The sequence below is a fragment of the Streptomyces silvae genome (assembly GCF_016745505.1).
GTDB classification, from domain to species: Bacteria; Actinomycetota; Actinomycetes; order Streptomycetales; family Streptomycetaceae; genus Streptomyces; species Streptomyces silvae.
The window spans coordinates 1-21,076 of record NZ_JAERUC010000193.1 but is presented as its reverse complement, the minus strand read 5'-3'; the positions used below and the strand labels follow the sequence as shown (position 1 = coordinate 21,076).

General features: G+C 67.8%; 21 protein-coding genes. 6 read left to right on the top strand and 15 right to left on the bottom strand.

Translation table 11 applies throughout. The annotated features are described in order from the left end of the window. Positions 1-214: 214 nt before the first annotated feature. The 9 genes from JKV81_RS31335 to dnaK form a co-directional block, all read right to left on the bottom strand. On the bottom strand, positions 215-1,969 hold the full coding sequence (locus JKV81_RS31335; protein WP_129262753.1) for an FAD-dependent oxidoreductase: 1,755 nt from the start codon (positions 1,967-1,969) through the stop codon (positions 215-217). Then, positions 1,969-2,232, bottom strand: a complete 264-nt coding sequence (locus tag JKV81_RS31330; protein WP_129262754.1) for a UBP-type zinc finger domain-containing protein — start codon at positions 2,230-2,232, stop codon at positions 1,969-1,971. The genes JKV81_RS31335 and JKV81_RS31330 overlap by 1 nt, the downstream gene beginning before the upstream one ends. 109 nt (positions 2,233-2,341) lie before the next feature. After that, on the bottom strand, positions 2,342-2,770 hold the full coding sequence (locus JKV81_RS31325) for a DUF2267 domain-containing protein (protein WP_129262756.1): 429 nt from the start codon (positions 2,768-2,770) through the stop codon (positions 2,342-2,344). Between the two features lie 142 nt (positions 2,771-2,912). Beyond that, positions 2,913-3,374 carry a thioredoxin gene (gene trxA / locus JKV81_RS31320; protein ID WP_129262758.1) on the bottom strand — a complete coding sequence of 154 codons (462 nt, stop codon included), beginning with the start codon at positions 3,372-3,374 and terminating at the stop codon, positions 2,913-2,915. Continuing rightward, entirely contained in the window at positions 3,371-6,010 is a 2,640-nt protein-coding gene (clpB, locus tag JKV81_RS31315; protein WP_129262760.1) for an ATP-dependent chaperone ClpB, read from the bottom strand. The genes trxA (JKV81_RS31320) and clpB overlap by 4 nt, the downstream gene beginning before the upstream one ends. Beyond that, a complete protein-coding gene (locus JKV81_RS31310) occupies positions 6,001-6,411 on the bottom strand; it encodes a chaperone modulator CbpM (protein ID WP_129262762.1) in 411 nt (136 codons plus the stop codon). The genes clpB and JKV81_RS31310 overlap by 10 nt, the downstream gene beginning before the upstream one ends. Beyond that, positions 6,408-7,367, bottom strand: coding sequence for a DnaJ C-terminal domain-containing protein (locus JKV81_RS31305; protein ID WP_129262764.1), 960 nt, complete (start codon positions 7,365-7,367; stop codon positions 6,408-6,410). The genes JKV81_RS31310 and JKV81_RS31305 overlap by 4 nt, the downstream gene beginning before the upstream one ends. Before the next feature lie 6 nt (positions 7,368-7,373). Then, entirely contained in the window at positions 7,374-7,979 is a 606-nt protein-coding gene (locus JKV81_RS31300; protein WP_129262766.1) for a nucleotide exchange factor GrpE, read from the bottom strand. Between the two features lie 7 nt (positions 7,980-7,986). Then, a complete protein-coding gene (dnaK, locus tag JKV81_RS31295) occupies positions 7,987-9,885 on the bottom strand; it encodes a molecular chaperone DnaK (RefSeq protein WP_202078989.1) in 1,899 nt (632 codons plus the stop codon). 478 nt (positions 9,886-10,363) lie between these two features. Here dnaK and JKV81_RS31290 point away from each other — a divergent pair, with 478 nt between their 5' ends. The 3 genes from JKV81_RS31290 to JKV81_RS31280 all read left to right on the top strand — a co-directional run bounded on the left by JKV81_RS31290 (position 10,364) and on the right by JKV81_RS31280 (position 13,407). Next, positions 10,364-12,145 carry a PucR family transcriptional regulator gene (locus JKV81_RS31290; protein ID WP_202078988.1) on the top strand — a complete coding sequence of 594 codons (1,782 nt, stop codon included), beginning with the start codon at positions 10,364-10,366 and terminating at the stop codon, positions 12,143-12,145. Positions 12,146-12,376: 231 nt separating this feature from the next. Then, complete coding sequence (locus JKV81_RS31285) at positions 12,377-12,709, top strand: SCO4225 family membrane protein (protein WP_202078987.1); 333 nt, start codon at positions 12,377-12,379, stop codon at positions 12,707-12,709. Between the two features lie 71 nt (positions 12,710-12,780). After that, positions 12,781-13,407 (top strand): SMI1/KNR4 family protein, encoded by a 627-nt coding sequence (locus JKV81_RS31280; protein WP_202078986.1) that lies wholly within the window; start codon positions 12,781-12,783, stop codon positions 13,405-13,407. A gap of 309 nt (positions 13,408-13,716) precedes the next feature. On the opposite strand, the gene JKV81_RS31275 is transcribed toward JKV81_RS31280, so the two are convergent. The 4 genes from JKV81_RS31275 to JKV81_RS31260 all read right to left on the bottom strand — a co-directional run bounded on the left by JKV81_RS31275 (position 13,717) and on the right by JKV81_RS31260 (position 17,398). Further along, positions 13,717-14,829, bottom strand: a complete 1,113-nt coding sequence (locus JKV81_RS31275; RefSeq protein ID WP_307820638.1) for an acetate/propionate family kinase — start codon at positions 14,827-14,829, stop codon at positions 13,717-13,719. An 825-nt stretch (positions 14,830-15,654) separates the two neighbouring features. Next, the gene (trxA, locus tag JKV81_RS31270) at positions 15,655-15,978 is read right to left on the bottom strand and encodes a thioredoxin (RefSeq protein WP_107411309.1); all 324 of its coding nucleotides are present in this window, start codon (positions 15,976-15,978) and stop codon (positions 15,655-15,657) included. Positions 15,979-16,004: 26 nt separating this feature from the next. Beyond that, entirely contained in the window at positions 16,005-16,988 is a 984-nt protein-coding gene (trxB, locus tag JKV81_RS31265; RefSeq protein WP_107411310.1) for a thioredoxin-disulfide reductase, read from the bottom strand. Further along, positions 16,985-17,398 carry an arsenate reductase ArsC gene (locus tag JKV81_RS31260; protein ID WP_107411311.1) on the bottom strand — a complete coding sequence of 138 codons (414 nt, stop codon included), beginning with the start codon at positions 17,396-17,398 and terminating at the stop codon, positions 16,985-16,987. Before JKV81_RS31260 ends, trxB begins: the two co-directional genes overlap by 4 nt. A 92-nt stretch (positions 17,399-17,490) precedes the next feature. Between JKV81_RS31260 and JKV81_RS31255 the strand changes: the two genes are divergently transcribed. From JKV81_RS31255 to JKV81_RS31245, 3 genes are all read left to right on the top strand, one after another. After that, positions 17,491-17,799, top strand: coding sequence for an ArsR/SmtB family transcription factor (locus JKV81_RS31255; RefSeq protein ID WP_107411312.1), 309 nt, complete (start codon positions 17,491-17,493; stop codon positions 17,797-17,799). Next, a complete protein-coding gene (gene arsB / locus JKV81_RS31250; protein ID WP_107411313.1) occupies positions 17,796-18,902 on the top strand; it encodes an ACR3 family arsenite efflux transporter in 1,107 nt (368 codons plus the stop codon). Before JKV81_RS31255 ends, arsB begins: the two co-directional genes overlap by 4 nt. Positions 18,903-19,038: 136 nt before the next feature. Then, positions 19,039-20,094 (top strand): ArsO family NAD(P)H-dependent flavin-containing monooxygenase, encoded by a 1,056-nt coding sequence (locus tag JKV81_RS31245; RefSeq protein ID WP_107411314.1) that lies wholly within the window; start codon positions 19,039-19,041, stop codon positions 20,092-20,094. A 17-nt stretch (positions 20,095-20,111) separates the two neighbouring features. Here JKV81_RS31245 and JKV81_RS31240 read toward each other — a convergent pair whose 3' ends face one another. Both JKV81_RS31240 and JKV81_RS31235 read right to left on the bottom strand, forming a co-directional pair. Then, a complete protein-coding gene (locus tag JKV81_RS31240) occupies positions 20,112-20,855 on the bottom strand; it encodes a TIGR02391 family protein (RefSeq protein WP_055643694.1) in 744 nt (247 codons plus the stop codon). A 75-nt stretch (positions 20,856-20,930) separates the two neighbouring features. Further along, a partial coding sequence (locus JKV81_RS31235; RefSeq protein ID WP_202078984.1) for an ArsR/SmtB family transcription factor occupies positions 20,931-21,076 on the bottom strand: 146 nt, incomplete at its 5' end.

The window sequence follows — 21,076 nt, the reverse complement described above, 5'->3', positions numbered from 1 at the left end:
GCATATTCGTACACGCCCTGGCAAGCCCCGGCGGTTCCTGGTCTCGCACGATTTCCGCTCGACAGGGCGCCCGGAGTGTGCGAGACCCTCGACGCCGGTCCGGGTGGACCAAGCCCGAGGCGTGGACGGCACGTCACATCAGGACCGGGCGCAAGCGCTCACTGCTGCGGCACTGGACCGATGGTGTCCAGCCTGAGGGTCTGGCGGTGAGGAATCAGCGCCGGGCCGCGGACTGGCCCGTCTCCGGTCGAGTCCCCTCCGGGCCTGCGGTGCGGACCAGGTTGCCGGCTTTTTCCCGGTGCTCGTGCACGAGGCGGATCGCCATGGCGCCTTCACCGGTGGCCGAGGCAACTCGTTTGACCGAGCCGCTCCTCACGTCGCCGGCTGCGAAGACCCCGGGAAGGCTGGTCTCCAGCAGCAATGGACTACGGCCGAGCAAGTCCCACCGGGTCGCGTCGGCAGCAGCCTGGGCATCCGCCCCGGTCAAGACGAAGCCCTTCTCGTCCAGGGCGAGCACGCCCCTCAGCCACTCCGTGCGCGGGCGAGCCCCGATGAACACGAACAGCGCGGCGGCCGGCAGTGTGCGGCGCTCACCATTTGCGTTGTCCTCGACGCTCAGCGACTCCAGTTTCTCCTTCCCGGAGACGCCCCGGACTTCGGTGTGGAGCAGCACCTCGATCTTCGGATGCCGTTCCACCTGGTCCACCAGGTAACGGGACATGTTCGCGTTGAGGTCGCTGCCCCGGACGAGGAGGTGGACTCCGGACGCGTGGCGGGCCAGGAACAGCGCCGCCTGTCCGGCGGAGTTGCCCCCGCCGACGACGGCGACCGGGTCTGCCTCGCAGAGACTGGCCTCGTGCACGGTCGCCGCGTAGTAGACGCTGATGCCCTCCAGACGGTCGATCCCGGGCACCTCGAGCCTGCGGTACCGGACACCTGAGGCGAGCACCACGGCGCCCGCCCGGATGTGGGACCCGTCTGTGAAGGTGACTACGTAGTCGTCCTCCTGCGGGACGAGCCCGTTGACCTGGGCCGGCACCATGAGGCGGGCACCGAATTTGTGGGCCTGGAGCACCGCGCGTTCGATGAGCTCGCCTCCGGAGATGCCCGACGGGAAGCCGAGGTAGTTCTCGATGCGGGACGAGGTGCCTGCCTGGCCTCCGGTGGCCACGGCATCGACGGAAATCGTGGTGAGGCCGTCGGAGGCGCCGTACACGGCTGCGGCGAGTCCCGCGGGGCCCGCGCCGACCACCATCACGTCGCACTGGGCGGCCTTCGCCGTGGGGGCGGGCAGCCCGATGAGCCTGGCGAGTTCGGCGTTGCTCGGATTACGCAGCACCCGCTCGCCCTTCCAGAGGACCACCGGAGTCTCCTCGGGGCGGATGGAGAACCGACGCAGTAGCGCCTCAGCCTCCTTGTCCCTCTCCAGATCCAGCCAGCGGTGGGGCAGCCGGTTGCGGGCAGCGAACTCACGCAGCCGCAGCGTGTCCCGCGAATAGCACGATCCCAGGATGCGGAAGCCTGCGCCGAGGCCGATGAGCAGATACCGCCGGCCCAGATAAGCGCGGAGGATCAGGTCGCCGAGTACGGGGTCGCGGCCGACCAGGGTGCGTTGGCGCTCCACCGGTACCGCCAGGATCTCACCTGCCTCACGCACCACGGCGGTGTCGAACGCCGCCTGCCCCTCCAGCATCCCCAGTTCCCCCAGGAATCTTCCGGGTCCGTGTGCCGCCACCGTGCGCTCTTCCGGCCCGCCGTGGTCCTGAAGGATCTCGACCGTCCCGCTGAGGATCGCGAGGAACTCCTGGAACGGCTCGCCCTCCCGGTACAGCACCTCACCTTCCGTGGTTCTGCGGCGCTCACCGTGCGCGGTCAGGTCCTGGAGCTGTTCCGGTGTCAGGCGCGGGAACGCCCCGTACCGGTCCGGCGTCTCGCGCACCGCACCATTTTTGTGCTGGACAGTACTCATCAGACCAGAGCCTCGTGGACGTAGCACCAGCGCCAGTCCTCTCCCGGTTGGAAGGACTGCACGATGGGGTGCTCGGCGCTGCCCGCGTGTCGCCGGGCGTGTTTGAGGGGTGAGGAGTCACAGCAGCCGACGTGCCCGCAGGTGAGGCAGAGCCGCAGGTGCACCCATGGGGTGTGCTCCCTGAGGCACTCCTCGCAGCCTTGCGGGGTACGCGGCGTGACTGGCCGCACCATTGCCAGGTGCGGATCCGGAATCGTGGCCATGGCGTTCTCCTCTCATGGATGGTTGCTCGGCCGCGGCCCCCGTGATGGTCTCCAGTCCGGTCGCAGGCGCTCACGCAGACGTTCCGGACCCTGCCGGTCAGCCCAGGGACTACGGCAGTACGGCGGCCAGCGAGTTGGGTAGGCCGGACTTGAGGTGATCCCACTCCCCTTCGCTGACGTAGTGCTTCAGAGCCTCCAGCACGGTCCGCACGACCTTTTCGATACCGCCGTCGACCGCATAGGGAAAGTCGTCCCTCACGCGCTGGAAGAATTCCTCGCCGCTGAGTTTCACTGGCGTCTCAGACGGCTTCCATCCGTCGTAGTAGACGCCGCGGATCAGAGTCGGAAGCTGCGCCCCCAGGTGCGCCGCCCCGTCGACGGAGAGGCGGTCCCGTAGCCGGTGCAGGACGGCACGCAAAGCGGCGTACGACTGTTTCCGGCGTTCCTTGGGCCAGCCGTTGGCCTTCTCGATGTCCCTGAGGAGTCGATTGGCTTTGTCCACCATGGTATCGAAGGAGGAAAATGTCGTTTCACTCATCTCGTGGCTCCTTTCGTTACCGGAGGGCTGGGCGATGACGGGACGTTGTCCGGCGGCCCCATGTGGCCCGCGTCGGGGTCGGACGTACAGCCCGGTACCGTGCGGCTTCGGGGAGCCCCTGTGGTGGCCGGGCCATGGTGACTCACCGCCGCCCCGCAGTGGTCTGCCGACCTTCGAGGGCCCGCTCGACCCACTGACGCAGGACGTGCGCGGGTGCCGCACCGGCCTGTCGGGCGACCGTCTCACCCTGGTCCTGTACGAGCAGTGTGGGCACTGCTTGAACCTCGAAACGCTGGCTGACTCCTGGGTTCTTGTCGATGTCGACCTTGACGAGCTTGATCCGTCCGGCGAGGTCGCGGGCGACCTGTTCGAGGGCGGGGCTGACCATGCGGCAGGGGCCGCACCACGTGGCCCAGAGGTCGACGACGACGGGTTGGACGGCCTTGTCGGCGACTTCGGTGAAGTCGTCGTCACCGGCGTCGACGACCCAGGGCAGCGGCTGCTTGCAATGGCCGCATTTGGGGCGTCCCTCGGCGGCGACAGGAATGCGGTTGTCGCGCCCGCAGTGCGGGCAGGTCACCGTCGTCGTACGTGTGGTGTTCACGCTGCCCTCGCTTCCCGGGCCTCTTCCTGCTGGTCGTAGGTGACCACCAGCTCTCCGTTCTGGGCGTCGACGCGGACCGTCGCACCGTCCTGGACGTCGCCGCGCAGAAGGGCGCGCCCGACCAGCGTCTCGACCTCGTGGGAGATGTACCGCCGCAGCGGCCGGGCCCCGTACACCGGGTCGTAGCCCTGGTGGGAGATCAGCTCTCGGGCCGCATCGGTGAGTTCTACGTTGATGCGACGTTCTGCGAGCCGCTGACGCAGTTCGTCGAACTGCAGCTCCACGATTCGTTCGATCTGCCGCTCACCCAGCGGCTTGAACAGCACGATGTCGTCGACGCGGTTGAGGAACTCAGGACGGAAGTGCCCGCGCAGCTCACCCATCACCAGAGCGCGGGCGTCAGGCTTGATCTCACCCTCGGCGGTGGCGCCGTCGAGGAGGTGCTCGGAGCCGATGTTGGACGTCATGATGATCACGGTGTTGCGGAAGTTGACGGTGCGGCCCTGAGCATCCGTGATGCGGCCGTCATCGAGAATTTGCAGCAGGGTGTTGAAGACGTCGCTGTGCGCCTTCTCGATCTCGTCGAACAGCACAACCGAGTACGGCTTGCGGCGTACGGCCTCGGTGAGCTGGCCACCTTCCTCATAGCCGACGTATCCGGGTGGTGCGCCCATGAGCCTGCTGACGGTGTGCCGCTCCTGGTACTCACTCATGTCCAGGCGCACCATGTTCTCCTCGGAGTCGAACAGCGCCCGGGCGAGAGTCTTGGTCAGCTCGGTCTTTCCGACGCCGGTGGGGCCGAGGAAGATGAAGGAACCGATGGGGCGGCGAGGGTCGCGGATACCGGAGCGGGCGCGGATGATCGCGTCGGCGACGAGCTGGACGGCCTCGTCCTGGCCGACGACGCGCTCGCGAAGGATCTCGTCGAGGCGCAGCAGCTTGTCGCGTTCACCTTCCTGCAGGCGGGCGACCGGGATGCCGGTCCAGGCGGCGACGATCTCGGCGATCTCCTCTTCGGTGACCACCTCGCGCAGCAACCGGTTCTGTCCCTGCCTGGTGGCCAGCTGCTCCTCCTCCGCTGCGAGTCGGCGCTCCAGGTCCTGGAGGCGGCCGTACCGGAGTTCGGCGGCGCGGTTGAGGTCGTAGGCGCGTTCGGCCTCCTCCGCCTCGTGGCGGACCTGCTCCAGTTCCTGGCGCAGTTCCTGCACCCGCCGGATCGCCTGCCGTTCGGCCTCCCACTGGGCGTGTTTGGCGTCGGCCTCTCCGCGAAGGTCGGCCAGTTCCTTGCGCAGTTCCTCCAGGCGGGTTTTGCTGGCGGGGTCGGTCTCTTTGGAGAGGGCGGCTTCCTCGATCTCCAGGCGGGTGACGCGGCGGGTGATCTCGTCGAGTTCGGCCGGCATGGAGTCGATCTCGGTACGCAGCCGGGCGCATGCCTCGTCGACGAGGTCGATGGCCTTGTCGGGCAGGAATCGATCGGTGATGTAGCGGTGGCTCAGGGTGGCGGCGGAGACCAGCGCGGTGTCCTGGATCTTGACGCCGTGGAAGACCTCCAGGCGCTCACGCAGTCCACGCAGGATGGAGATGGCATCCTCGAGGCTGGGCTCGTCGACCAGGACCTGCTGGAACCGTCGTTCGAGGGCTGCGTCCTTTTCGATGTGTTTGCGGTACTCGTCGAGGGTGGTGGCACCGATCATGTGCAGTTCGCCGCGGGCGAGCATGGGCTTGAGCATGTTCCCCGCGTCCATGGCCCCTTCTGCGGCGCCCGCGCCGACCACGGTGTGCAGTTCGTCGACGAAGAGCAGGATGCCGCCTTGCGCAGCCTTGACCTCGCTGAGCACGGCCTTGAGGCGTTCCTCGAACTCTCCTCGGTACTTGGCGCCGGCGACCAGGGAGCCCATGTCGAGGGCGAACACGATCTTGTCGCGAAGGCTCTCAGGGACATCGCCGCGGACGATGCGCTGGGCGAGGCCCTCGACGATCGCGGTCTTGCCGACACCGGGATCTCCGATGAGGACCGGGTTGTTCTTGGATTTGCGGCTCAGGATCTGGGTGACGCGGCGGATCTCGGCGTCCCGGCCGATGACCGGGTCGAGCCTGCCTTCCTTGGCTTCGGCTACGAGATCGCGGCCGTACTTCTCCAGAGCCTCGTAGGCCACCTCGGGATTGGCGGAGGTGACGCGCTGGTTGCCGCGGACCTGGGTGAGCGCGCCCAGGAACGAGTCCCTCGTGATCCCTGCCTGGTTGAGCAGACGTCCGGCGGCTGTCGATGCCCCCTCTTCAGCCAGGGCGAGCAGGAGGTGCTCCACGGACACGTACTCGTCCTTGAGGCGTTTGGCCTCCCGTTCAGCGGTGTCGAGCAGGCCGGCGAGGCGCTGAGTGACGAAGACCTGGCCGGGCGTCGCACCCGGGCCGGTGACCTTCGGGCGGCGGGAGAGTTCTTCGCGCACGGCCGCGCGTAGTTCCTTCGGTTCGCTTCCCGCCTGTTGCACCAGTCGTGGGATCAGACCGTCCTCCTGATCGAGGAGTGCGAGCAGCAGGTGTTCTCCGTCCACTTCGGTCTGCCCCATGCGGCCGGCCGCAGTCTGGGCCTCCTGGAGGGCTTCCTGGGATTTCTGTGTGAGACGGTTCATGTCCATGGGGGTGTATCACTCCTCGTGCCGCGGCCGCGCAGGGCGGTTTCGAGCAGGCTGATGCGGTCGAGCAGGTCGAGCACCAGGCCGATGGATGCGTAGTTGAGGCAGAGTCCGGAGCGCAGCCGCTGAATGCGGGCAAGTACCGCTGGGGCGTCGCGGTCGAAAACCAGGTGGCCGGCGGCGTCGCGTTCGGCGTCGACCAGCCCGAGGGCGACGAACCGACGGACCAGATCAGGATGGAGACCTGCTCGGCGGGCCACGGCCTCCAGGGAAAGTCTCGGGGCGGGAACGAGCGCATACCGGGTAGCTGTCGAAGCGGTGGCGACATAGGTGACCGGCTGTACCGGACGGTTGCCTGCACCGGACCGGCCGACGCCTGCCGCTCCCGTGGGTCGGTCGTTCATCGCGTCCTCCTGGGGTCGAACGAGGAGGTCGCGGCGAGCTCCTCGAACAGTTCACGCTCCCGGTCGCCGAGCGTGGGTGGCACCATGACGCGGAGTTCGGCGTACAGGTCGCCGTTCGCACCGCGCGGGTTCGGCATGCCCTCGCCGCGCAGCCGCAGCCGGCGGCCGCTGGACGAGCCCGCAGGCACTGTGACCTTGGCTGTGGCACCGCCTGGGGTGGGCACCGGCACGGTCGCGCCCAGGGCCGCTTCCCAGGGGGTGACCGGGACCTGCACGTGGACATCGCGGCCGTCCAGCCGGAACTGAGGATGGGACTGAATCCGAACTCGCAGGTGCAGGTCGCCCGCAGGTGCGGCACCACTGCCCCGCCCGCCCTCTCCCGCCAGCCGGATGCGCTGCCCGTCGGTGACGCCCGGCGGGACGTCGACCTCGTAGCGCCGTGGCTGCCCGGTCGGCCCGGCGAGTGTGACGGTACGGCGGCCGCCCTTGTACGCCTCCTCGACGGTGAGCGGCAGTTCGGCCTCCTGGTCGGCTCCCGGTACGCCTGCGGAGCCGGAGCCGCCGCCTGCGCCGAAGAGCGAGCCGAGCAGGTCCTCGATGTCCACATCCTCGGCTGAGAAGCCATCGCCGAAGCCAGTGGTGTACCGGACGCGGGGGCCGCCCGCACCTGCGGTCCGCCGGGTGCGGAATCCGCCGTCCGCTCCGGCCGCGACCCGGTCGTCGAAGTCTTCGGGGATCTTGCGGAAGTCTTCGCCGAAGCGGTCGTAGCGCGCCCGGGTCTTCGGGTCCGACAGGACGCTGTATGCCTCGTTGAGGTCCTTGAAGCGTTCCTCCGCCGCCGGGTCCTTGTTGACGTCGGGATGGTGCTTGCGGGCAAGCTTGCGATATGCCTGCTGGATCTCGTCCTGGCTCGCGGTCCGCGACACTCCGAGCACGTCGTAGAAGTCCCGTGCCATGGCAGATCACTCCCGCTTCGCGACAGTCACGGTGGCGGGCCTGAGCTGCCGATCGCCGTCGCCGTATCCAGGGCGCAGCACCTGTACGACGGTGCCTGGCTCGACGTCGGGGTCATCGACGACGCCGACCACCTCGTGCCGGGCCGGATCGAAGGCCACGCCGGTCTCCGCGTGCCGCGGATAGCCGAGCAGTTCGAGGACGTTCACCGCCTGATCGCGGACTGCCCGGATGCCCTCCACGACCGGCCCTGAATCGGCGTCGGCGTGGGACAGAGCGAGCTCGAGGTTGTCCAGGACGGGCAGGAAGGCGGCGGCTGTACGCGAACGCTCGACCGTCCGCTCCCGCTCCAGTTCCCTCGCGTGACGCTTGCGCAGGTTGTCGAGGTCGGCGAGCGCGCGCCGCCAGCGGTCCTCCAGTTCCTGTATCGGGGCTGTGTGCTCGTCCTCTGCGGGTGCAGGGCCGGCGGCGTCGGGTCCCGTTTCGTCGTTCGTCGCTTCCGGCGGGGAAGGCGGGCCGGGTTGACGCGAGTCCTCGCGCGGAGGGCGTACGGCGCCTTCCGGAGCCTGTTCGGCCGACGTGGCTCGGTCGGGTTCTTGGGGGTGGCGGGGCATGACGGCCTCAACCCTTGTCGAACTCTGCGTCGATGACATCATCGTCACCGCTGCCACCACTCGGGGGAGCGCCGGTGGAGGTGTCCTCACCCGAGCCTCCCTTGGCGGTAGCACCCTGCTGGGCAGCCAGTCCGGCGAGGACCTGCTGGAGTTCGGAGGCCAGTGGCCGCACGCGCTCCACGCCCGCCTCTTCCTTGACCGCCGCCCGGGCATCGGAGACGAGCATCTCGGCCCGCGCCTTCTCGTGCGCGGGGGCCGCGTCGCCCAGTTCGGCGAGGCGCTTTTCGACCTGGTACGCGACGGCGTCGAGCTCGTTGCGGGCGTCGACGGCCTCGCGGAGCTCTCGGTCCTGGCCCTGGTTGCGCTCGGCCTCCTGGACCATGCGCTCGACCTCACCGCGGTCCAGGTTGGAGCTTTCGCTGATGGTGATGCCCTGTTCCTTGCCGGTGTCCCCGTCGCGCGCCGTGACATTGAGGATGCCGTTGGCGTCGATGTCGAAGGTGACCTCGATCTGGGGTTCGCCTCGCGGCGCCGGCCGGATGTCGGTGAGCTGGAACCGGCCGAGCACCCGGTTGTCGGCAGCACGCTCGCGCTCACCCTGGAGGACCACCACGTCGACGGCCGGCTGGTTGTCCTCGGCGGTGGAGAACGTCTCGGTGCGCCGCACCGGGATGGTGGTGTTCCGCTCGATGATCTTCGTCATGACTCCGCCGCGCGTCTCGACGCCCAGCGACAGGGGGGTCACATCGAGCAGCAGGACGTCCTTGACCTCGCCCTTCAGCACCCCGGCCTGGATCGCGGCGCCCAGGGCCACGACCTCGTCGGGGTTGACGCTCATGTTGGGGTCCTTGCCTCCGGTCAGCCGGCGGACCAGGGCCTGGACCGCTGGTATGCGTGTGGAGCCACCTACGAGGATGACCTCGTCGATGTCGCTCTCACCGACCTTGGCGTCGGTCATTGCCTGCTGGACCGGCTCCAGGCACCGTTCCACGAGGTCGCCGGTGATCTGGTCGAATGTGGACCGCATGACGGATTCGGTGAGGTGTTTGGGGCCCGAGGCGTCGGCGGTGATGAACGGCAGGCTGACCTGCGTCTGCGTCACCGAACTGAGGTCGGTCTTGGCCTTCTCCGCCGCCTCGAACAGCCGTTGCAGCGCCTGCGGGTCATTACGCAGGTCGATGCCGTTCTCCTTCTGGAAGCCGTCTGCGAGATGGTCCACCAGACGCCGGTCGAAGTCGTCGCCGCCCAGGTGGCTGTCCCCGGCAGTGGAACGAACCTCCACCACGCCGTCGCCGACATCAAGGATGCTCACGTCGAAGGTGCCGCCGCCCAGGTCGAAGACGAGGACTGTCTCGTGCTCCTTCTTGTCCATGCCGTACGCGAGGGCGGCCGCCGTGGGCTCGTTGATGATCCGCAGCACCTCCAGACCCGCGATCCGACCGGCGTCCTTGGTAGCGGTGCGCTGGGCGTCGTTGAAGTAGGCGGGCACGGTGATGACCGCCTCCGTCACGCGCTCCCCCATCTGCTTGGAGGCGTCGTCGGCGAGCTTGCGCAACACCTGTGCGCTGATCTCCTCAGGCGCGTACAGCTTGTCGCGCACCTTGAAGCGGGCCGCCCCGCCGTCGCCCTCGACGACGTCGTACGCCACCGCTTTCGCCTCGTCGGAGATCTCGTCGAAGTGCCGGCCTATGAATCGCTTGGCCGAGTAGATGGTGCCCTTGGGGTTGAGGATCGCCTGGCGCCGGGCCATCTGGCCCACCAGGCGCTCCCCGGTGTCGGTGAAGGCCACCACGGACGGTGTCGTCCGGTTGCCCTCGGTGTTGGGCACCACGGACGGCTCGCCGCCCTCCCACACGGCGATCACCGAGTTGGTGGTACCCAGGTCTATGCCCACTGCCTTGGCCATGAGGAACTCCTCCCGGTGCTGCGGCCTGCGCCGACTCTCCGGTTCAGATTCGTTTCAGGTACGGATAGGACCTCCGCAGGCACCTCACAGCGCGCCAAGTGATGTGGCGCCGCGATCAACCCGTAGCGGCTCGGGCTAGGCTCGGCTCAGCCCTTGGCCGGAGGAACAAACGGGGCCGGAGGGCCATCAGAGCGGTAGCCAGCCGGTACGTCCCGTACAAGTCAGCCAACCTGTCATGCTGCTCCGGCATCGCGGTCTCCCTCCTGCGGGTTTGCGTACGGAGGTTTTCCAACGCACCCCAGGATGGCGAGCCGAGTGGCGCGGCGCCTGCGCCTGGGGGGCCAGGAATGCACGCGCCCGGTCGCCCTACGAGTACTAGAGTGAAACTACGGACATATCGCACGGGGTGGCGCGCGAGCGAGAGTCGAAATATCGCTTCCTCGCTTGCCTTGCCCCCTGAGGGCTCGGGAGTGATCCCATGGCCAAGAGTCGGCCGCACAACCTGCACCGCCGCTCCGACAGGGAAAGCAGTAGTACACCGACCAGCCATAGGCGTCCTCCCGCAACCGCACACAAAGAGCCCCACCCACAGGCGCTGCCTCCCGCCGACCAGGCCCTCCACGAACTTACGGCGCTCTCCCGCACCCTGTTCGACACCCCGGACGAAAGCGAGATCTTGCGCCTGGCCATGGACCACATAGCCGCCGCCGGGCCTTACAGTGCCGAGGCCGGTTACCTCCTCGAAGCGGACGGTGGCCTGGTCCCCAGCGCGAAGAACCGCCAGGATCACGCCTTGACCATGGACCGGAAGGTGCGGGATCTGGCGGGGCAGGACGGTCCTGTGGCCGTCCCCGGTAGGCCCCGGGGCCAAGCTCTTGGGCTGCGCGGACTTGAGGGACTGCACGGCTACCTTGTGGTGACGTGCCGCTCCCGGCCCACCGAAGCCGAGCAGTCCCTGCTCGCCGTACTCATCCAGCACACGGCTGCTGCGCTGTCGGTCGCCTTCGCACACCGCCGCCGCCGCGAGGAGGCATTGGAGCTGCACCGGCTCAGGGAGGCACGCGCAGCCCTCCAGCGGCAGCTGATCGCCGTCGTGGCTGAGCTGGCGTACCGGCGTGCTGTACACGCACTCATGGCCCACGTCGCCGCCGCGGGCGGTGACGAGGAGGCCGTCACTCGCGCACTGCACGGCCTGACTGGACTCCCCGCCCTGGTCGAGGACCGCTTCGGCCGGCTGAGGTCCTGGGCAGGCCCCAGCCGGCCCGACCCCTATCCGGAGCCGGACCCCGTCCGGCAGGACGCGTTGCTGAACGCCGCCGCCAGGGAGGCCGGGCCGGCGCGGATCAAAGGCCGGCTGATCGCGCTGGTCCGCCAGCATGGCGAGGTCCTGGGCATGCTGGCTCTGGTCGATCCCCAGGGCGAGGCAGACGAGCACACCGTGCTCGCGTTGGAACAGGCCGCCACATCACTCGCCCCGGAGCTGGCACACCTGCGCAACCTGGCCGAAGTGGAACTGAGGCTGCACCGCGAGCTGGCCGACGACCTACTGGCAGGAACGGATGAGACCAGCGCCTACGCCAGGTCCGAGGCCGTCGGACACGACCTGCACCGCAGCCACTACATCGTCGTGGTGCAGTGGTCGGACCGGGCTGCGGACGATTCCTTCGCGCAGACCGTGGGCCGGGCGGCCTCTGCCGTGGGCATGCGCTCGCTGCTGACCCGACGTGCCGAGCACGTGGTCCTGCTGGCTGATGACAGGCCGCACGCTCGAGCGCTGTACGAGGCGCTCACCCTGGAAACGGGGGCACCGTCCGGGAGCATTGGCGTGAGCGCCCGGTGTGATTCCCCCGGCGACATCCCTCAGCACTATCGGGAGGCGCAGCGCGCCCTGGAAGTGCGTCGGCACGCCCTCGAGCGATACGGCATGACGTTCTTCGACCAACTCGGCCTCTATCGCATCCTGGGGCCTGGCAACGATTTCCGGGAACTGGAGGCGTTCGTCCATGAGTGGCTCGGGCAACTCATCGATTACGACGCCCGAAACAACTCGGCCATGGCGGAGACCCTGGCCCGATACTTCGACTGCGGTGGCAACTACGACGAGACAGCCGCTTCTCTCTCCATCCACCGCAGCACCCTGCGCTACCGGCTCCAGCGCATCCGTGAGATCAGCGGCAACGACCTCGCGAACGTCGAGGACCGGCTCAACCTCCAGGTGGCGACCCGAGTGTGGAAGATCGTGCTGGGCGGATTCGGCTGACGCATCGCACCGGAGCCGGGCAAGGGCAGTGCCCCGTCCGGGGGCCGGGAAGTGTGTTCACCAGGCATCCTCAACCGCCTCGGCGTGTCAGAACCCGGCGGACAGCAGCGAAGAACGACGAGGAACATGAGTATGGCTACGCACGCGGAGGATGCCGGCGGACGGCACTGTTCACATCGTCAGCACATCAGTCATCACACCGGGCTTCCCGGTCTCTCCAGGAGATCCGCCATGGACAAGGATCCTCGTTCGCTGCCCCAGATACTCCGTCATTACCTGGTCAACCCGCTGGCTCTGGGATATCTGGGCGTTGTCCTCGCGGTGTGCCTGTGGGTGACCATCGACGCCGTCTCCGCTTCCTCCTCCGGAGACGCCAGCTTCGCCGGGTTGTGGGCCGTCCTGGCCACCGCACCGACCTCGATGGTGTTCCTCGTCGCCGGCCCCGTAGGACTGATAGGCATTCCCATCGGTGCCATCGTCCAGGCCACCGCGCTCGGTGCCCTGTACCGCTACATCACCGAACGTCGGGTCCACACCTCCGAGACCGGTGTCAGCAACGCCTGACCGCCCGGCAGTTCCTACGCCCCCCGCAAAAGGCCGCGCCTACGTCAGCGTTGTCGGATCCGCCTGGCACCATGATCGGTGTGACCGATACAACTGAGCCTGAAGAGAATGAAGTTGCTGGCGCTCCGACCACACCGGAGGAGTGGCGCGCCTTTCTGGAGCGGTATGGCGAGCTGTACGTGAAGGTCCGTGCCGACGAGGAAGAGTTGGTCGGCCTGCTGGACGAGGATCAACTGGAGGCCCTGCACCAAGGGGAGCGGGTTGAGCCGTGGCTGGGTGAAGCGCCTGCTCGCGGGGAAGCGCTGGCGGCATCCGAGGAGCGGCTCGGCGTACAGTTCCCGCCCGGCCTGCGGGGATTCTTCCTGACGAGCGACGGGTGGACGCGCCTCGACGGCTGGGTGGACGGCGTCCATCCGTGCGACCGCGTCGTGTGGATGCGGGACAGCGAGGCCGGCGGACGCGTGACCGAGACCTACTCCTCGATACCCGGCAACGAGGAAGACGTCGAGTTGTTCCGCCGTTCCATCGAGATCGCCCGGGGAGAGGACTTCTGGCTGCTCGACCCGACCGACGTCGGGCCAGACGGCGAGTGGGCCGCCTACGAGTTCACACCGAAGTACGGCGACACCACGAAGTACTTCAGCTTTTCGGCGCTGTTCCACTCCGGGTGCGAAAGTATGGAGGAGGACATGGACTGAGGTGGTCCCTCAGCCGTCACGCCCCGTGAGGAGTGACGCCGGCCGCCGCGCAGGATCGAGCGGTATGTCGGAGTGGACGGCGAACCCACACCGCCGCTCCAAGCGGTCGAAGTACCCTTTCATACCGCTGCTGCAGTTGCAGACCTCATGGTCGAAGCCCGGCGGGCGGCCTCCCTGGCAACCTCGCGAGGCCCGGCCGCCCTGCCCGCTCGGCCGCCCTCGTCGCCATGGTCCATGACGTCATCACGGAGGTCATTGAGCACCTCCTCGCCACCCCGGTCACGCCGGGGTGGCGGGCGTCGGCCCACCTCAGCCGCGATCCAGAAGAACCCGGGTCTCGACATCGATCTGCTGGGCCTCTCCGGTGGGGACGACCACGACGGGAACTCGCGCGCCGGGCTCACTGATGATTTCGGGGCGTTCGGCGACCAGTGGTCTCAGGCCGCCCGTGAGACCGAGCAGAGACAGCCCGGCGCACACCTCCTCACGCACCTCGGGCTGATCCTCGCCGATCTCGCCGGTGAAGACGAGAGCGTCCAGGCGGCTCAAGGATGCGGCCATGCCGGCGATGCCGCGACGGCACTGGTGGGTGAAGACGTCGAGGGCGAGTGCGGCGCGCTCGTCGCCTGCCGCCCGGCTGCGGACCAGATCGCGCGTGTCGCCCGAAGTACCGGATAGGGCGAGCAGACCGGAACTGTGGTTCAGAACGTCCTCGATCTCGTCCGCAGACACATTCTTCCGTGTGAGCAGCCAGGTCAGGGCGCCAGGGTCGATGCTGCCGCTGCGACGACTCATCACCAGACCCTCCAAGGGCGTGAAGCCCATGGTCGTGTCGACACTGCGCCCGTCGCGCACCGCGCAGGCGGAGCAGCCACCGCCAAGGTGCACCATCACCAGGTGCAGCTGCTCGGGACGGCGGCCGAGGAGTTCAGCGGTGCGGGCCAGCGCCCAGGCGTAGGACAGGCCATGAAAGCCGTAGCGGCGCAGTCCGTAATTGTCGCGCCAGCTGGAAGGTACCGCGTACTCCCGTGCCGCAACGGGTAAGCCGCCGTGGAAGACGGTGTCGAAGCAGGCGACGTGGGGAACTCCCGGCAGCAGGTTCCGAGCCGCGTCCAGAACGGTCAGTGCTTGGGGGACGTGCAAGGGCGCGAGGTCTGCCACCCGGTTCAAGCGGGCACGCACAGCATCGTCCAGCAGAGTGTGGCTGTGCAGCTCCGATCCGCCGTGGACGATACGGTGACCCGCAGCTGTAGGAGCCGGTCCTTCCTTCAGCAACTGCCGCAGCGCTTCGGTTGCCCCCTCGCCAGGCGGAGAGTCACTGTGGTGTTCGTTGAGGACTTGACCACCATCGCCGAAGACCGTCAGGCGCAGGCTCGATGACCCCGCGTCAGCCACCAGTACCGGGCCGGTTCGTGTACGCACACGCCGATCCTTTCCTCGTTCCGCGAGCATCCCTCGAAAGAGGATCCATGACTTTCGTGACGGGCTTCCACGCCCCGGCACTGAGTACCCGATCCGACCACGCTGAAAACAGAACGGTCCGCCGAGCGGGCCCTGCAGACCAGCACCATCGACCAGGTGACCAGCGGAGCCCTCAGACCCACTGGCGACTTCCTGATGGGACTCCGCCTTCATCGTCCTGCTGGACGAGATGCCGCGTCGGCGACCGGTGGACGGCGCGTGGGACCGCCCCACTACGCTCCCGCAGCGGAGTCGCCGCAAAACACCAGGTCAAGGCCGCACAGTCATGGTCTTGAGGGCGCGAGACCGCACCTACGTGAGGCGTTCGCTGCACACACAACCGCCCCCGGAAGACGCGTTTCCCCAGGTCAGAACGATTCTGCCTGGGGATGCTGGGTGGGGCGGGTGGGACTCGAACCCATCCAAGTGACGCCTCTCACCTGCAACGATGCCGAAACAACGGACAAAGTGCCCCGTTTCCGTCCGCCTGGATCCTGCTCGATCCGACTGCAACGGGAACCGTGCGGCGTTCGCCGCACCACCGCCTCAAGCAAGAGCTGCCGCAGAGGAGCCCGGGGGAACGATCGCTCTTGCCATCGCCGGATCTTCGTGATCTTGGAATTTCGGCCTACCGCCCCTCACCTTCGCGCAGCTACTTTCCGTAGCGAGCAACTCCCATCTTCGCTGACACGGAAAACGCTGAGAGGCACAAGCTACGGCTCGGTCGTCGGTCGGGACGGAGCGGTAGGCGGATCCAGCACCACGCTGGGCCAGCGTGATGCCCGGTCAGACGATGGCGTCGCCGAGGTCGCGTTCGAGCGCGGCTTTCGGCTTGGCGCCGACGATGGTCTTGGCCACATCGCCGTTGACGTAGAGGTTCATTGTCGGGATCGACATGACACCGTACTTGGCGGCCGTGGCCGGGTTCTCGTCGATGTTGAGCTTGACGATTTCGATCTTCTCGCCGCGCTCGGCCGCGATCGCTTCCAGGGACGGCGCAAGCTGGCGGCAGGGTCCGCACCAAGCCGCCCAGAACTCGACAAGGACGGGCTTGTCGCTCTTGAGGACGTCCGCTTCGAAGGAATCGTCGGTCACGTTCTTGAGGGCCATCGGAGCCTCCTTGCCTATCGGGTCAGTCAGACAGTGGCCGCAGCCGGGGCCGGCTCGGCGGTCTTCTCGGCGTCGGCGAGGGCAGCAAGGTAGCGCTCGGCGTCCAGGGCTGCCGCGCAGCCGGAACCGGCAGCGGTGATGGCCTGACGGTAGGTGTGGTCGACGACATCACCCGCGCCGAAGACGCCGGGGATGTTCGTGCGGGTAGAGGGAGACTCGACCTTGAGGTAGCCCTCGGCGTCCAGCTCCAACTGACCCTGGAAGAGTTCGGTGCGCGGGTCGTGGCCGATCGCGATGAACAAGCCCGTCGCATCCAGGTCCCGGGTCTTGGCGGTGAAGGTGTCGCGGAGCACGACCCCGGCAAGCATGCCGTTCTCTTCCTTGATCTCGGCGATCTCATTATCGAAGACGAAGGAGATCTTTTCGTCGGCGAAAGCGCGGTTCTGCATGACCTGGGAGGCCCGCAGGGTCGAACGCCGGTGGACGACGGTCACCGACTTGGCGAAGCGCGTGAGGAAGGTGGCCTCTTCCATCGCGGTGTCGCCGCCACCGACCACGACGATGTCCCGGTCACGGAAGAAGAAGCCGTCGCAGGTCGCGCACCAGGAGACGCCACGGCCCGAGAGTGCGTCCTCGTTCGGCAGGCCGAGCTTGCGGTAGCCGGAGCCGGTCGAGACGATCACGGCCTTCGCCCGGTGAACGGTGCCCTCGCTGTCGGTGAGCTCCTTGATGTCACCGGTCAGGTCGACGGAGACGATGTCGTCGTCGATCATCTCGGCTCCGAAGCGCTCCGCCTGGGCCCTCATGTTTTCCATGAGGACCGGTCCGTCGATTCCCTGCGGAAAGCCGGGGAAGTTCTCCACCTCGGTAGTGGTCGTGAGCGCACCCCCGACGAAGATCGAACTGCCGAACACGACAGGCTTCAGCTGGGCGCGCGCGGCGTACATCGCGGCGGTGTAGCCGGATGGGCCGGAGCCGATGACGATGACGTTGCGTATGTCCGCGCTCATGCCGTTTTCTCCGGGGCGATCTCGGCGATCAGGCCCTCGACCATGACCTTGATCTCGTCACGGATCGGGCGCACAGCTGCCACACCCTGACCGGCCGGGTCTTCAAGCTTCCAGTCCAGGTAGCGCTTGCCGGGGAAGACGGGGCAGGTGTCGCCGCAGCCCATCGTGATGCAGACGTCCGACTCCTTCACCGCGTCGACGGTGAGGATCTTCGGAGTCTCGGCGGAGATGTCGATGCCGACCTCAGCCATCGCATCGACGGCGGCCGGGTTCACCGCGTCGCCCGGGTTCGAGCCTGCGGAGCGGACCTCGACGCGGTCCCCGGCCAGGTGAGTCAGCCACGCGGCGGCCATCTGAGAGCGGCCGGCGTTGTGGACACAGACGAACAGCACAGAGGGCTTCTCGGACATCAGGAGGTCTCTCTCGTCTCACGATCAGTTCAGGCACAAGTGACATCAGCGCCCGATGGCATCAGCGGCCACTGATGTGAGAGTATCAGTACATGATGACGTCAGTCGACACTGAACTGATCAGGGTGCTGGGCGATCCGCTCCGCTTCCAGATCGTGACTCTGCTCGCCCGCGAGACGCTGTGTGCCAGCCACCTGGTGGAGGAGACCGGCGCCCGGCAGACCAACCTCTCCAACCACCTGAGAGTGCTGCGCGAGGCGGGTGTGGTGGAGACCGAGCCGTGCGGTCGTTTCACGTACTACAAGCTCCGACCCGACGTCATCGCCCAGCTCGCCGGCCAGTTCACCGACCTGGCCGAGTCCGCCCGCAACGCCGCCGAGAACAAGAGGGCCTGTCCGTGACCCCCACCGAAGCACCCGCGACGACCGAGGACTCCTCGGTCGTCCAGAAGCTGTCCACCCTGGACCGCTTCCTCGCCGTCTGGATCCTTCTGGCCATGGCCCTGGGCCTTGGCCTCGGCCGTTTGATTCCCGGCCTGAACGACGCACTGGCGAAGGTGGAAATAGGCGGCATCTCCCTGCCCATCGCCGTCGGCCTGCTGATCATGATGTACCCGGTCCTCGCCAAGGTCCGCTACGACAAGCTCGACGCGGTCACCGGCGACCGCAAGCTGATGGTCTCCTCGCTGGTCATCAACTGGCTCATCGGCCCGGCCGTCATGTTCGCGCTGGCCTGGATCTTCCTGCCGGACCTGCCTGAGTACCGCACCGGCCTGATCATCGTCGGCCTGGCCCGATGCATCGCCATGGTCATCATCTGGAACGACCTGGCCTGCGGCGACCGCGAGGCCGCCGCCGTCCTGGTGGCCCTGAACTCGGTGTTCCAGGTCATTGCGTTCGGCCTGCTCGGTTGGCTCTACCTCGACCTGCTGCCGGGCTGGCTCGGCCTGGGCGAAGGCGAGACGCTCGACATCTCCATGTGGAAGATCGCCCTGAACGTCGTCATCTTCCTCGGCGTGCCCCTGCTCGCCGGCTTCCTCACCCGACGCCTGGGCGAGAAGAGGATGGGTCGCGAGTCCTACGAGGCGAAGTTCCTGCCGAAGATCGGCCCCTGGGCCCTGTACGGCCTGCTCTTCACGATCATCATCCTCTTCGCCCTCCAGGGAAAGACGATCACCTCGCAGCCGCTGGACGTGGTCCGCATCGCGCTGCCGCTCCTCGTGTACTTCGCGATCATGTTCTTCGGCAGCTTCCTGATCGGCAAGGCCATCGGCCTGGCCTACGACCGCACCGCGACCCTGGCCTTCACCGCGGCCGGCAACAACTTCGAGCTGGCCATCGCGGTGGCCATCGCCACCTTCGGCGTCACCTCCGGTCAGGCCCTCTCCGGCGTCGTCGGGCCGCTCATCGAGGTCCCGGTCCTGATCGCGCTGGTCTACGTGTCCCTGGCCTGGCGGAAGAAGTTCACCTCATCCGCGCTCACTACCAGCACCACACAGCACTGATGCACAGCCTCGGCTCTCGCCCACACCCCGCTGCCTGCACTTCGGCCCGCGTCATCATCCGGCCGATGGTGGGGGGAACGCTGCGCAGGGATGCGGCGGGAGCCGAGGTGCCCAGCTTCGGTACGGTGGTGGCCTCGTGACGCGAGCGGTGGATGTAGTGGTGATCGGCGGCGGCCAAGCAGGGCTCGCCGCCGGTTACTACCTGCGTCGCCAGAACCTCGACTTCGTCATCCTCGACGCCCAGCCCACAACAGGCGGCGCGTGGCAGCACACATGGGACTCCCTCCGCCTGTTCTCCCCGGCCGCATACTCCTCCCTCCCGGGCTGGCTGATGCCCGTCCAGGACGGAGCGGAGTACCCGGACGCGGATCACGTCGTCCGGTACCTGTCCGCGTACGAAGAGCGCTACGCCCTGCCCGTTCAGCGGCCGGTCCAAGTAGAGGCCGTACGCCGTGATGGTGAGCGGTTGCGGGTGGAGACGGACACGGGTGCCTGGTCCGCCCGCGCGGTCGTCTCGGCGACCGGGACCTGGTGGCGACCCTTTCTCCCTGCCGTCCCCGGCCGCGAGACGTTCGCCGGCCGCCAGCTGCACACCGTGCAGTACCGCAGCCCTCGCGAGTTCGCAGGGCAGCGGGTCATCGTTGTCGGAGGAGGCAACTCCGGGGCACAGATCGCCGCCGACCTCGCAGCGCACACGGACCTGACCTGGGTCACCCAACGGCCTGCGCGTTTCCTGGCCGACGACATCGACGGCCGCGCACTCTTCGACGCAGCCACCGCCCGCCGCCGCGCCGTGGACACCGGGGACACGGACACAGGAGGCGTCGCCTCGCTGGGCGACATCGTCGCCGTCGCACCGGTCCGCGCCGCACGGGATGCCGGCCTCCTCAAGGCACAGCCGATGTTCGCCCGGCTCACCGAGGACGGTGCGGAGTGGGCGGACGGAACGAGAGCGGAAGCCGCAGCGGTCATCTGGTGCACTGGCTTCCGGCCCGCCCTGTCTCACCTCGCCCCGCTGGGCCTGCGCGGCGATCGCGGCCACATCCCCACCCACGGCACCCGGGCGGTGGACGAACCGCGCCTGCATCTCCTCGGCTACGGCGATTGGACGGGACCCGCCTCGGCCACGCTGATCGGCGTCGGCCGCCCATCCCGGGACGCCGTCCGCGACATCACCACCCTGTTGGGCTGACGCTTCCCCGGGCGGAATCAGGGTTCGTCGAGGGCCGCGGCGTCCACCCAGCGCGCCAGGACGCTGAAGGCCGCGAGCTGTTCCAGGGCTTCGTGCTCCGGCAGTTCCGGCAGCCCGTCCTCATGACTGTTGGGATTCCGGATGCCCGCAAAGCAGCCCTCGGCGAAGGACATCGCACCGCGGTGCACACTGCGGAAGGTGTCACTGCCGTCGTCCGCCATCAGACGAAGGCGAGGCTGACCGAGCTTGGCCGCGTCCTTGGAGAACACACTCTGGAACAGGGCGGTTTCGCTCACGTCGCGGCGTGCAACCTTGTTCTGGGTCTCGGCGTTGACCTTCCTGGCGGCGGCGGTGACCGCCTCACGGAAGTGCCCGCTCCGCCACAGGGACCTGGCTCCATCCCACACCCACCGGTGCATGGCCGCCGCACTGACCTGGGGTGCGTCGTCCCCGAGCCGCTCGCGCACCTCCGCCTCCCGCAGCAGGACAGCGTCAGCACGCTGGACCGCTTCACGGTGCTGGCACCAGCGGTTGACGGACTTGTTGCGGTCGTCGGGAACCTCAGTGCGCCATCGCGGCAGGACCCGGTCCAGGATCTGTTCCACGACCTGGGCACTCGCCACGATCTCGCGGCCTCCGCCGCGGTTGGCCAGGCGGCTGCTGAAGACGACCACGCCAGGTGGATCGGGCGGCGAGTACAGCTCGGTCAGCTTCAGGAAGCTGGCCAACTCGGCTCGGGCCCATTCGATATCGATGCTCATCAGAACATCATCCCTGCGGCCACTGACACCACACCGGCCTTTACGAGCAGCGGATGGCGGGCCTTGCCAGGGAGGTCAGGCGGCGGCAGACAGCAGCTGCCCCATGGCCGCGAGGACAGAGGGCTCCACGCGGTAGTAGACCCACGTTCCGCGCCGCTCAGAACTGAGCAGGCCAGCCTCCCGCAGCTTCTTCAGGTGATGGGAGACCGTCGGCTGGGAGA

Excerpts from the sequence above, each read along its gene's own strand:
- JKV81_RS31335 (WP_129262753.1), bottom strand. The coding sequence starts at position 1,969 with ATGAGTACTGTCCAGCACAAAAATGGTGCGGTGCGCGAGACGCCGGAC.
- JKV81_RS31330 (WP_129262754.1), bottom strand. The coding sequence starts at position 2,232 with ATGGCCACGATTCCGGATCCGCACCTGGCAATGGTGCGGCCAGTCACG.
- JKV81_RS31325 (WP_129262756.1), bottom strand. The coding sequence starts at position 2,770 with ATGAGTGAAACGACATTTTCCTCCTTCGATACCATGGTGGACAAAGCC.
- clpB (WP_129262760.1), bottom strand. The coding sequence starts at position 6,010 with ATGGACATGAACCGTCTCACACAGAAATCCCAGGAAGCCCTCCAGGAG.
- JKV81_RS31310 (WP_129262762.1), bottom strand. The coding sequence starts at position 6,411 with ATGAACGACCGACCCACGGGAGCGGCAGGCGTCGGCCGGTCCGGTGCA.
- JKV81_RS31305 (WP_129262764.1), bottom strand. The coding sequence starts at position 7,367 with ATGGCACGGGACTTCTACGACGTGCTCGGAGTGTCGCGGACCGCGAGC.
- JKV81_RS31300 (WP_129262766.1), bottom strand. The coding sequence starts at position 7,979 with ATGCCCCGCCACCCCCAAGAACCCGACCGAGCCACGTCGGCCGAACAG.
- dnaK (WP_202078989.1), bottom strand. The coding sequence starts at position 9,885 with ATGGCCAAGGCAGTGGGCATAGACCTGGGTACCACCAACTCGGTGATC.
- JKV81_RS31290 (WP_202078988.1), top strand. The coding sequence starts at position 10,364 with ATGGCCAAGAGTCGGCCGCACAACCTGCACCGCCGCTCCGACAGGGAA.
- JKV81_RS31285 (WP_202078987.1), top strand. The coding sequence starts at position 12,377 with ATGGACAAGGATCCTCGTTCGCTGCCCCAGATACTCCGTCATTACCTG.
- JKV81_RS31280 (WP_202078986.1), top strand. The coding sequence starts at position 12,781 with ATGATCGGTGTGACCGATACAACTGAGCCTGAAGAGAATGAAGTTGCT.
- trxA (WP_107411309.1), bottom strand. The coding sequence starts at position 15,978 with ATGGCCCTCAAGAACGTGACCGACGATTCCTTCGAAGCGGACGTCCTC.
- trxB (WP_107411310.1), bottom strand. The coding sequence starts at position 16,988 with ATGAGCGCGGACATACGCAACGTCATCGTCATCGGCTCCGGCCCATCC.
- JKV81_RS31260 (WP_107411311.1), bottom strand. The coding sequence starts at position 17,398 with ATGTCCGAGAAGCCCTCTGTGCTGTTCGTCTGTGTCCACAACGCCGGC.
- JKV81_RS31255 (WP_107411312.1), top strand. The coding sequence starts at position 17,491 with ATGATGACGTCAGTCGACACTGAACTGATCAGGGTGCTGGGCGATCCG.
- JKV81_RS31240 (WP_055643694.1), bottom strand. The coding sequence starts at position 20,855 with ATGAGCATCGATATCGAATGGGCCCGAGCCGAGTTGGCCAGCTTCCTG.